At 38.4% G+C, this 11418-nt stretch carries 9 protein-coding genes; 2 read left to right on the top strand and 7 right to left on the bottom strand.

All coding sequences use genetic code 11. The features are described 5' to 3' along the window. Positions 1–6: 6 nt before the first annotated feature. From ACG9ZL_RS03145 to lpxO, 7 genes are all read right to left on the bottom strand, one after another. The gene (locus ACG9ZL_RS03145; protein ID WP_419359038.1) at positions 7–1167 is read right to left on the bottom strand and encodes a hypothetical protein; all 1161 of its coding nucleotides are present in this window, start codon (positions 1165–1167) and stop codon (positions 7–9) included. 220 nt (positions 1168–1387) lie between these two features. After that, on the bottom strand, positions 1388–1975 hold the full coding sequence (gene pgsA / locus ACG9ZL_RS03150) for a CDP-diacylglycerol--glycerol-3-phosphate 3-phosphatidyltransferase (RefSeq protein WP_004718416.1): 588 nt from the start codon (positions 1973–1975) through the stop codon (positions 1388–1390). A 105-nt stretch (positions 1976–2080) separates the two neighbouring features. Next, positions 2081–2875 carry a thioesterase family protein gene (locus ACG9ZL_RS03155; protein WP_336952346.1) on the bottom strand — a complete coding sequence of 265 codons (795 nt, stop codon included), beginning with the start codon at positions 2873–2875 and terminating at the stop codon, positions 2081–2083. 126 nt (positions 2876–3001) lie between these two features. Further along, a complete protein-coding gene (uvrC, locus tag ACG9ZL_RS03160) occupies positions 3002–4801 on the bottom strand; it encodes an excinuclease ABC subunit UvrC (RefSeq protein ID WP_336952347.1) in 1800 nt (599 codons plus the stop codon). Between the two features lie 510 nt (positions 4802–5311). Beyond that, positions 5312–5737 (bottom strand): PH domain-containing protein, encoded by a 426-nt coding sequence (locus ACG9ZL_RS03165; protein ID WP_336952348.1) that lies wholly within the window; start codon positions 5735–5737, stop codon positions 5312–5314. 136 nt (positions 5738–5873) lie between these two features. Continuing rightward, a complete protein-coding gene (locus ACG9ZL_RS03170) occupies positions 5874–6497 on the bottom strand; it encodes a PH domain-containing protein (protein WP_336952349.1) in 624 nt (207 codons plus the stop codon). 108 nt (positions 6498–6605) lie between these two features. Further along, complete coding sequence (gene lpxO, locus ACG9ZL_RS03175; protein ID WP_336952350.1) at positions 6606–7550, bottom strand: lipid A hydroxylase LpxO; 945 nt, start codon at positions 7548–7550, stop codon at positions 6606–6608. A 508-nt stretch (positions 7551–8058) separates the two neighbouring features. On the opposite strand from lpxO, the gene fadB reads away from it, so the two are divergent. Next, positions 8059–10212 (top strand): fatty acid oxidation complex subunit alpha FadB, encoded by a 2154-nt coding sequence (fadB, locus tag ACG9ZL_RS03180; RefSeq protein ID WP_004818537.1) that lies wholly within the window; start codon positions 8059–8061, stop codon positions 10210–10212. A 12-nt stretch (positions 10213–10224) separates the two neighbouring features. Further along, positions 10225–11397: an acetyl-CoA C-acyltransferase FadA gene (gene fadA, locus ACG9ZL_RS03185; RefSeq protein WP_004718442.1), complete on the top strand. Its 1173-nt coding sequence runs from the start codon at positions 10225–10227 to the stop codon at positions 11395–11397. The last annotated feature ends 21 nt before the right edge of the window (positions 11398–11418 follow it).

Genomic DNA, 11418 nt, shown 5'->3' on the forward strand with positions numbered 1-11418 from the left:
AAGACCTCAACAGATAATTTTTGAAATTAGCTTTGCTTCAACCCTCAAGTTCTCATTGTTGTTTTGATCAATTTCAACCAAATATTTTCCATTGGAATAAAAAATAGAATTGTCTTTTAAAGCAAAACTCATCACACCTTTTTTTAATACAATCATTTCACCAGAAGCTGTCATTTTGATCAACTCCCACGAATTTGGAATCATCCCAGGATATTTTTCGCCCGCCTTCTGATTACGTTCTAAATTTTGCTGAGCCTTAATCAAATTACCTTCAACAAATAGTTCTTCTTCTGACTTTTGTTGCGATTTGGCTGGATTATTTCCAGACGTTGTTTTTAATGATTCACCTGTATAGCGTTGAGTAAAGAAATCTAACCACCCTACAATCGCACGAATAATTTTAAAAGGTGCAACAATAATATCTTTAAATGTCGTTAAGGGAGATTGAGGAGAACCATCACGGGAATAGGGGCGTTTAATAAAATACAAATTACCCAGCCCATCCATTTTTGGTTTAAAGAAATCAAACTTTGGATCTGAAGCGATTGTTTGCAACTCGCCTGTTGCCATATCCAAATGAAAAATTTCTTTGGGACTATAGGCAATACGGTATTCACCATAGGCTAAACCACACGAATCATAATATAACTGCATGGTATCTCGTGGATCAAAACATGGATTTGAATCCTGACAATCTCCTTCGGTCAAATACTGTGTTCGATTGGCGTCTAAAGGTAGAATACAAATATGTCGTTCATAGCCCTGTGTGTTAACAGATAGTGCTAAACGCTTTTTGGACTCATCATAAGCCATGTCCTGCACCACAAAATCATTCTTTCTTAACACTAAGCCTTCGGTTTCTTGTAAATCTGTCAATGATTTGATGTTGATCGAAGTGCCTTCTTGCAAACAAGCAGTATAAATCATTTTATGATCAGCGGTCAGAGCTACATCTGTTGGGAAAATATGGGTTAAATCCACCTCATCATCTTGTGAAGATGTTCGCATGAACTGTGCACCCGTACCTTTGGTTTTCCAATCTTTACGTTGTTGAATCTCAACTAAATTCTTTTTATATAAGTCAATGGATTGGCATTGAACCGTAATACTTTTATTTCCATCCAATAAATACAAATTTTGATTCGATAAATAAAGCAATGCTGCCATGTATATTCCTTAATTTTACCTGCACCTGCAATGACGTGTTTCTCAATATTCCAGTTACAGTGTTTCTTGTAATTTGATTAATTTTCAATATAGCACAAGGTGATGTTTAACGATTTGTATTGGTTTTCATCAATCTTTCTATTGTACTAACTTTCAAGCGCAAAAAAAGCCTTTCACGAGAGAAAGGCTTTGATCTATATACTGCATTATATTGCGCAGATTAAGGCTGTTTTAAATATGGCCACGCTGCTTTTAAATAAATAAACATCGACCAGAGTGTCAAAATGACAGCGGTATATAACAAAGCATAAGCCAATATTTCAAGCGGTTGCCAATTTAATAAAAACACCGTGATCGCAATCATCTGAAAGGCTGTTTTATATTTACCTACCGTGGAGACTGCTACATTGGTACGCGCACCTAATTCAGCCATCCATTCACGTAGTGCTGAAACTGTAATTTCACGTGAAATAATCACAATTGCAGCAAATGCCATAGTGATTGATGGTTGCCACTGCACTAACACAATCAGTGCTGCTGCCACCATTAATTTATCTGCAACTGGATCTAAAAACCGCCCAAAAGCTGAGGTCTGATTTAAAGTTCTTGCTAGATAACCATCAAACCAATCTGTGACTGCAGCAACAACAAAAATTGCAGTCAAGATAATATGACGCGTCATACCACCTGTATGTCCAGCCACTCCAATTGCAGGTGGCCAATAGGCAATAATTAAAAAAACAGGAATTAACGCGATTCGAGCAAGCGTCAAGATATTTGGAATATTCAGGATACGACCTGTAGTCATAGACACCGCCAGTGAGTCCCCTACTTACCCGAATGAAGGTAAATAATAATTTAGAGTAAAGCTCTATTTCCTTAGTACTTTAAACGATTCACATTAAACTGTCGACTAGGTAAATACCGTAACCGTCTGTCTTGCAATCGCAATGAGTCGATTTTGTTCATCCCAAAGATAGGCATGTTCAGTTGCATATCCATGCTCAGCAAAGTCTGTAAACACTTTATACTTAAACCAATCATTCAACTGATTTTGTAAAGGATGGATAAACGTCACATGCCAAGTTAGTGTACTTGCAGGTGCTGGCAATTTAAACATCGGCAATACACCAGGTGGCCAAACATCCATTAAGGTCATGATATCTGAAACATTCATTGCTCGATTGGCATGTAGCTCAGGGTCAAAACGACACCAACCTGAAAAATCAGGCTGCTTACTGCCTGACATTGGATAATTCCCTTCAGTCCATGCCAGCTGGAAGTTCTTTACACACTCAGGAAAGGGTAAATATTTAGGGACAATATTAATCTGGTCAAGTGGCGGAAAATCAGGGGCTTGAGGCTCTAAAGATACTTGAATTTTAGAATCGCGTTGGCTACCAAAACTTGCAATTAAAATACTTTGCACAGCCTCATTCTGCCACAGTCTGACTTCAATTGTAGTGACTGATTTACCCTGTCTCAAGATTTCAGCAGTTAATTTCACTGGTGTTTCTTCAACAGGCCCAGCAAAAGTGACACTACAACTCAACAACTTTTTAACTGGATCGTGAATGGTTGCAATTGCTTTATAAACCAACATACCCGCTACAAGACCGCCAAAGATCGTGCGCCCCTGCAACCACCCTTGAGGAATATCAATCCACTCTTCTTGTTCAATCTGCTGAAATAGTGATTCTAATGACATGATCCGTCCAATTTTTCGATCTTTGCTGTACTGTTTCATATTTGACGCGAGATGAAAATGATCAGTGACTCATGCGTCAATGGTTGTTTTGGCAAATGCTACTCATCATCGAGAACAATAACGACGTTATTCATGCAACACTTTATAAATCATTCGTGCCATAACATCACCCAAACCTGGAACATTTTTTAAATCATGTTCAGAAGCTTTAAGTACCCCCTGAATCCCACCAAAATGAGTCAGTAAATCACGACGACGTTTTGGACCTAAGCCCGGAATAGCCTCAAGTACCGATCCTCCACGACGTTTATCTCGCTTAGCACGATGCTTGGTGATTGCAAAACGATGCGCTTCATCACGGACTTGCTGAATCAAATGCAGTGCTTTATGGTCTTCGGGAAGCTGAATCTTAGTGCCGTCGGTAAAATGTAGTGTTTCTAAACCGGGTTTACGTCCTTCACCTTTGGATACACCCACCATAAATGCATCTAAGCCAAGCTCTTGCATAACATCCATCGCCATATGAAGTTGCCCTTTGCCCCCGTCAATCAGTAACAAATCGGGTAACATGGCTTTTTTATAACGGCGTGTTAACGCTTGCCGCATCGCGGCATAATCATCACCACCTGTAATATCTTCAATTGCAAATTGACGATAATCTCGCTTACGTGCTCCGCCTGCATCAAAAACTACACATGATGCAATGGTCGCTTCGCCCATCGTATGAGAAATATCAAAGCATTCAATACGATCTATAGGACGACCACAGACTTGTTCTAGTTGATGAAAGCGTTCATTTAATTCTAAATGATTGGCTAGTTTTCCTTTAATCGCATGCTGAACATTCATCTCAGCCAATTCCAGCCATTCAGCACGAGTTTCTCGAACATTATGTTTAATCTGAATTTTCTTTTCAAATTGCTGATGTAAAGCTTCTTCCAATTCTTTTCGATCTGTAACATTTACATTAACAATGAGTTCGGCTGGAACCTCGTCTGCAACTTGGAAATAGAAATTGGCGATAAAATCAGACAGCATTTGACTCAAATCATCATCCAACATATCTGGAAAATAACTTTTCCCGCCCAGCATTTTCCCATTACGTACATGCATAATCTGTACACATGTCACACCCGCTTGATAGGCAATCGCAAGAATATCAGCTTCACCTTTGACTTTATAAATGGCTTGTTGTGCTTGTACATCACGGAGTAAGGCCATACGATCCCGAAAAAAAACTGCTTTTTCAAATTCTAGATTTTCTGCTGCCTGTTCCATTTTTTGGATCAATTCTTGGTTCAGCTCTTTGGTATCACCATTTAAAAAACGAATCGAATTTTGTACATCCTCATTATAGGCTTCAGGTGAAATCAAACCCACACAAGGCGCAGTACAACGTTTAATCTGATATTGTAAACATGGACGTTTACGCTGTGAGAAATAGCTGTTTTCACATTGCCGGACATTAAATAGTTTTTGTAGTACTAAAAGTGTGTCTCTTGCATTATAAGCACTTGGATAGGGTCCAAAAAACTTACCTACTTGATGTTTGCCTTTGCCTCGTCCTGAAGCAATCCGCGGATAAGGTTTATCTGCGGAGACAAAAATATAGACATAAGATTTATCATCGCGCAACATAATGTTATACGGTGGGCGATGCAGTTTTATCAGATTCTGTTCGAGTAATAAGGCTTCAGTTTCAGAACGGACTACGAGAGTTTCAATATTATAAATACGTGCAACCAAAGCCTGTGTTTTCGGGTGTTCAATGGTTTTTACAAAATAACTCAGTACGCGATTTTTTAGATTTTTGGCTTTTCCGACATATAATAATTCACCATCTTTTCCCAGCATTTTATACACACCAGGTAGCGTCGTCATATTGGCTAGAATCTTTTCGATATTTTCACGTGCGTTTTCGTTCACAGTAGGCTTTTAAATTTGGACTATAAATGGATGATGTAGTTAGATCATGCATTTTTCAAGTCTACTTGAGTGAATTACTTTTTCTTTCTATTGAATAAGATCTTGATTTTTATTTTTCAAATGACTGATAGATAACCAACTTATCCTTAATATTGCAACTAAAATCTAAACAATCGTATTACTGTTGATCTGACAGATTAGATTATGAATATCTTTTGTGATCGATTCACATAAAACATCAACTTTCTTATAGAAATGAAATAAAACCAAAATTTCGAGAAATATAACCACTCTATAAATATTTGAGTTCTTCAGTATCAAATGTTACTCATCCACTAAAAAATATTTCATCCAATGACCAAGGAGCATAAATATAAGAACTCCCTCTCTAGTCAGATAATATTATGCAGCTCCTTCTGTAGAAGTACTATTAACCAAAAGCTTTCTGCCATTCATATTGTATTTTTCCGCTATTAAACCTTCATATCGGAAATGTTTTGTTTGGTATATTTATGTGCAAGAATCAAAAAAAGGATTATTTACAACCTTACTGAAAGCCTGCTGATCTCTTGGAGAAACAAGGACCTGTTTAATTTTCCCATCCTTGATATATTCAATTTTCAAACGATCTAAAGATAATGCAGGTGATGAAATCGAATTATTAGTTTTACTTATTTTCTGAATATTTGCCAATGGAATACGCCATTTTAAGAATAGACTATGAATCGTCAGTATTTCATCTTGAATGATATAACGTGTATTTAAAACTGGCCACCAAATCACCGCAATGGTTAAAATATAAACGACCGAATGCTCAGGATATTCAACCATTGTGCCCTTAGCATACATGGTAAAGAGTAACTGAATGAGTAGGCCTGTCATCGCGATTATAAAGCCTAAAATCCACCAATCAATTTTAGTATGAAATTTTTGCATAATGTGCTTCAAAGTTCCCCCATACAAAATACTATTTTACCTGAATTCTGACTAAAAAATGACTATAAAATCATTGATTTACATAATAGAAAACGCCCTTACGAGCGTTTTAATTCTTGACTAAATTTATAAAAAATCAATTTTTCAAATAACGATCAAAAATTTCAGAAAAATCATAATTTTCGATTTGTCGAATACGCTGATTCGCATAGTCTTCAACTTGTTGTGCAGTCTGGTTAATGATTTCAGGTAAATTTAAAATTGCCTGCTCACTGAGCTCTCGCAAGTTAAACATTTTCTGAACATTGTCAGTACTTTGTAATAGTACATTACGTTTACGATTGATTTCTTTGCAGGTCTCACCAATGGTGAATAATGCTTTATATAGATCACGAATTTTCTCTATTTGCTTTTTATCAATATCAATAGAGAAGTGCTGATCACCTAACTGGAACTTAATTTCAGCATCTAAATCCACGGTACCTGCTGTTTCTAAAAGAACATTTTTCACAGGATTATGTTTGTACAAATAGCGGTACAACATGCGCTTTTTACTGATTGCACTTTTACCATCGAGATGCATAAAGGCGACATTAGTAAAGCAATATTCATCTGTTTTACTTTTGATTACAAAGAAAATTTTCTCGTTATCTTCATGAAAAATATAATCATCAATATCTGTTTTATTGAAATCATGCGGTTCAATAATTGTTCCAATATCACTCATACCCATCATTTCTGAGGCTAAATTTTTAAACATTTTGTGTTTTCCAGCACTTTTATAAATTATGAAAGTAAATTAAAAAAATCGAGCGTTAAACTCAAGTCAAAATTTGTTATTAAAAAACGCCCTGACGGGCGCTTCAAATCAAATCATTTTTTCAAAAAATGCAATGATCTGTGACATATATGGTCGAATAAAAATCAGGAAGAAAATCCCTAACATCAAGAACCACTTTAAAAAGTAATACAACTGACGATTGGATTTTTTCAAGGCTTTGGCTTTAATACGAATTTGATACACATAACCAAAAACTTTGTTTAACCCTCCTGTTTGATCCCCTGCTTCATTTGGAGAGCTGGCAGCAGTCATCACTTTTTTACCGAACCAGTGATTAAAGCGCTGCATAAATCTTGTTTTTAATGGGCGCTCTACATCAGCAAAAAAGATAATACGATTTTGGTCTGTAGTATTTTCTGCATAATGAATATAAGTTTCATCAAAAACCACACTTTCACCATCACGCCATGAATAACGCTGACCATCTACATCAATAAAGCAACGATCATCATTTGGCGTAATGAGCCCCAAATGATAACGTAATGAACCGGCATAAGGATCACGATGGCGTACTAATCGACTATCAGGTGCAAGCTCCGTAAACATTGCCGCCTTGATAGTTGGCAAATTTTTCAGCAATTCAGTTGTTTTTGGACAGAGTTCTGTTGCTGATGGATGCGCTGAATCATACCATTTTAGGTAAAAACGCTTCCAACCTGTTTTAAAAAATGAATTAAAGCCTAAATCATCATATGTACTTGAAGCCTTAATTCCACCTTTGGCATATAACGCTTGCGCCTCTTCACGAATCATTTCCCAGTTTTCATCTAACACTTTTAAATCTTTAAAATGTTGCGTGTCGATATACGGTTGATTCGGCACTTTTGAAAACATATACATGAGAAAGTTAATTGGTGCGAGTATCGTTGAATGGTCAAAAAATTGACGATAAAACGAATGTCGCACTTTACCGCGATTTTGGATATACAAAGCAGAAATCACAAAAATCGCCAATATGATCCATTTAATCATACAGCACTCTTTTCATTAATCAGGTTAATCAAGCAACATGTGCTGATAGAATTTTAAATCTCAAAAAGGGAGAATGTTTCTACAAATTATAACAAATCTATAAATCAAAAAGCCAATCGCATTAAAGCCTAAACTTTATAAACTACCTTACACAGCTTAAAATTGTTTAATAAAACACTCAATTGACCAAAATGACTAAAAATTCATTGGTAAAACCAGTCTATTACAATGTTCTTTTTCGATATAAAAGTCTTATCTTATGATTAAAAAAATTAATTTAAACATATGCTTCATTACATCATTTGAAATAACTACCTATTCAACACATAAATGGATAAGTTTCTGCAACAAAAAAATTGATGACCCTTGCGTCACGGCTTGATACAACTTGTTAGGTTATTTTTAGATATAGTTATCGTAAGATTAGTGAAGTTGAAATGTGTGCGGGAATTGCATACACACTTCAAAACATCAACTTAAGAAGTCCTCCAAAAAAGGAGATCAGGGCATGATCCACGCTGGCAATGCCATTACCGTCCAATTGCTTTCGGACGGAATTGCAGAATTCCGCTTTGACTTACAAGGTGAGTCGGTTAACAAATTCAACCGTGCAACGATTGAAGACTTTAAAGCTGCTATTGAAGCTGTAAAAAATAACAGTGAAGTGAAAGGTCTAATCGTAACCTCTGGTAAATCAACATTTATCGTTGGTGCAGACATCACTGAGTTTGGTGAAAATTTTAAGCAAGGTGAAAGTGCAATTGTAGAATGGGCAATGCCTGTTCACGAGATTTTTAACGCTTTTGAAGATCTAGAGATTCCTAAAGTTGCTGCGATCAATGGTATTGCATTGGGCGGCGGTTTTGAAATGTGTTTGGTATGTGACTACCGCGTAATGTCAAATGCTGCAACAGTTGGCTTACCAGAAGTTAAACTGGGGATCATTCCTGGTTTCGGTGGTACTGTTCGTCTAAGCCGTTTGATTGGTATTGACAATGCGGTTGAGTGGATCGCGACTTCAGCAAACAAACGTCCAGATGCTGCACTGAAAGACGGTGCTGTAGATGCAGTGGTTGCGGCTGACAAACTCCAAGAAGCTGCGATTGATCTTGTTAAACAAGCAATCTCTGGTCGTTTAGACTGGAAAGCAAAACGTCAAGAAAAATTAGAGCCTGTTAAATTAGACATGCTTGAACAAATGATGGCGTTTAACTCATCTAAAGGTGTAGTCCTTGCGAAAGCAAACCCTGCTCAATACCCAGCACCAAAACTTCTTCTTGATTCACTTCAAGCTGGTGTAAGCCAAAAACGTGATGAAGCGTTAAAAATTGAAGCCGAAGCGTTTGCTAAAGCTGCTATTACACCACAAGCTGGCGCATTGATCGGTTTATTCATCAATGACCAAGTTGTAAAAAAAGCATCTAAAAAACATGAGAAAGGTGCTCACCCGGTTAACCAAGCAGCTGTTTTAGGCGCGGGTATTATGGGTGGCGGTATTGCTTACCAAGCGGCAAGCAAAGGCACACCAATCATCATGAAAGACATCGGTAACCCACAGCTTGCTTTAGGTATGTCTGAAGCAAATGGCTTATTGACTAAACAAGTTGAACGTAAAAAGATGACACCTGCAAAAATGGGTGAAACACTTGCACGTATCCGTCCTACTTTAAGCTATGACGAGTTTAAAGAAGTCGACATCGTGATTGAAGCAGTCACAGAGAATCCTAAAATCAAGGAAGCTGTGTTACGTGATACAGAAGCAAAAGTTCGTGAAAATACGATCATTGCTTCAAATACTTCTACGATTTCAATCACGCGTCTTGCAAATGCATTGACTCGTCCTGAAAACTTCGTAGGCATGCACTTCTTTAACCCAGTTCACATGATGCCTTTGGTTGAAGTGATCCGTGGTGAGAAAACATCTGAAGAAGCAATTGCGACAACTGTTGTTCTTGCTCAAAAAATGGGTAAAACACCAATCGTTGTAAACGATTGTCCTGGCTTCCTTGTAAACCGTGTATTGTTCCCTTACTTTGGTGCGTTTGACCTTCTGCTTAAAGATGGCGCAGACTTCCAACAAGTTGACAAAGTCATGGAAAAATTCGGCTGGCCTATGGGACCTGCTTATTTGATCGACGTTGTGGGTATCGACACTGGTGTGCATGGTGCTGAAGTTATGGCTGAAGGTTTCCCAGACCGCATGAAGCCTGACTATAAAGGCGCGATCGAAATCATGTACGAAAACAAACGTCTTGGTCAAAAAAATGACATCGGTTTCTACAAATACGAGCTTGATCGTAAAGGTAAGAAAGCGAAATCTATTGATCCAACTGCGTATGAGCTTGTTGCAACGATGGCAACAACTGAAAAGCACGAGTTTGATGCTCAAGAAATTATTGACCGTATGATGCTCGCGTTCTGTAACGAGACTGTTCGTTGCTTAGAGGACAACATTGTTTCTACTGCTTCTGAAGCAGATATGGCAATGATCATGGGTGTAGGTTTCCCTCCATTCCGTGGTGGTCCAGCGCGTTACATCGACCAAACAGGTGTTGCTGAATATGTTGCGCTTTGCGACAAATATGCACACTTAGGTAAGGCTTATGAAGCGCCACAAATGTTGCGTGACATGGCTGCAAACAACAAAAAATTCTACGGTTAAGGAGCAACGTGAATGGCTACTTTAAATCCACGTGACGTTGTCATCGTTGATGGCGTACGTTCTGCAATGGGTAAAACCAAAAACGGTATGTTCCGCAATGTACGTGCTGACAGCTTATCTGCTGAATTGGTTCGTGCTTTAGTTGCTCGTAACCAGTTTGATGTAAATGAAGTTGAAGATTTGATCTGGGGTTGTGTGAACCAAACCCTAGAACAAGGTATGAACATTGGCCGTAACATCGTGTTATTGGCTGACTTGCCGAAGACTGTTGGTGGTCAAACTGTAAACCGCCTCTGTGGTTCTTCTATGCAGTCAATCCATACTGCTGCGGCGCAAATTGCAACCAACCAAGGTGATGTATTCATCATCGGTGGTGTAGAGCATATGGGTCACGTTGGTATGATGCATGGCATCGATCTTAACCCAGAAGCATCTAAGCATTATGCGAAAGCATCTAACATGATGGGCTTAACTGCTGAAATGTTAGGTCGTATGAACGGCATTAGCCGTGACGAACAAGATGCGTTTGGTGTTGAATCTCATCGTCGCGCTTGGGCTGCAACTCAGGAAGGCCGTTTCAAAAACGAAATCGTGGGTGTTGAAGGTCATGATGCCAATGGCTTCAAAATCCTTTGCGACATCGACGAAGTAATTCGTCCAGATGCAAACCTTGAAGCATTCAAAGCGTTACGTCCAGTATTTGACCCTAAAGGTGGTACTGTGACTGCTGCGACTTCTTCTGCATTGTCTGATGGTGCATCAGCAATGTTGTTGATGTCGGCTGAACGTGCTCAAGCTTTAGGTCTTAAGCCACGTGCTGTGATTCGCTCTATGGCGATTGCAGGCTGTGATGCTGCGATCATGGGTTATGGTCCTGTTCCTGCAACACAGAAAGCGCTTAAACGTGCTGGCTTAACGATGGAAGACATCCAAACCATCGAGTTAAACGAAGCATTTGCTGCTCAAGGTCTTTCTGTAATGAAAGGCTTGAACATCTATGACAAGCAAGACAAGATCAACTTAAACGGCGGTGCGATTGCATTGGGTCACCCATTGGGTTGTTCTGGCGCACGTATCACCACTACATTGTTGAACGTGATGGAACAACAAGATACGCAAATCGGTCTTGCAACCATGTGTATCGGTCTTGGTCAAGGTATCGCGACAATTATCGAACGTGTTTAATTCTTAATTAAATACCAAGAT

Origin of the sequence: Acinetobacter legionensis, from assembly GCF_048551735.1 — a bacterium.
Lineage (GTDB): Bacteria > Pseudomonadota > Gammaproteobacteria > Pseudomonadales > Moraxellaceae > Acinetobacter.

Bases quoted from the DNA above. Each gene is read 5' to 3' on its own strand.
- fadB (WP_004818537.1), top strand. From the start codon at position 8,059: ATGATCCACGCTGGCAATGCCATTACCGTCCAATTGCTTTCGGACGGA.
- lpxO (WP_336952350.1), bottom strand. From the start codon at position 7,550: ATGATTAAATGGATCATATTGGCGATTTTTGTGATTTCTGCTTTGTAT.
- ACG9ZL_RS03145 (WP_419359038.1), bottom strand. From the start codon at position 1,167: ATGGCAGCATTGCTTTATTTATCGAATCAAAATTTGTATTTATTGGAT.
- ACG9ZL_RS03155 (WP_336952346.1), bottom strand. From the start codon at position 2,875: ATGTCATTAGAATCACTATTTCAGCAGATTGAACAAGAAGAGTGGATT.
- ACG9ZL_RS03170 (WP_336952349.1), bottom strand. From the start codon at position 6,497: ATGTTTAAAAATTTAGCCTCAGAAATGATGGGTATGAGTGATATTGGA.
- pgsA (WP_004718416.1), bottom strand. From the start codon at position 1,975: ATGACTACAGGTCGTATCCTGAATATTCCAAATATCTTGACGCTTGCT.
- ACG9ZL_RS03165 (WP_336952348.1), bottom strand. From the start codon at position 5,737: ATGCAAAAATTTCATACTAAAATTGATTGGTGGATTTTAGGCTTTATA.
- fadA (WP_004718442.1), top strand. From the start codon at position 10,225: ATGGCTACTTTAAATCCACGTGACGTTGTCATCGTTGATGGCGTACGT.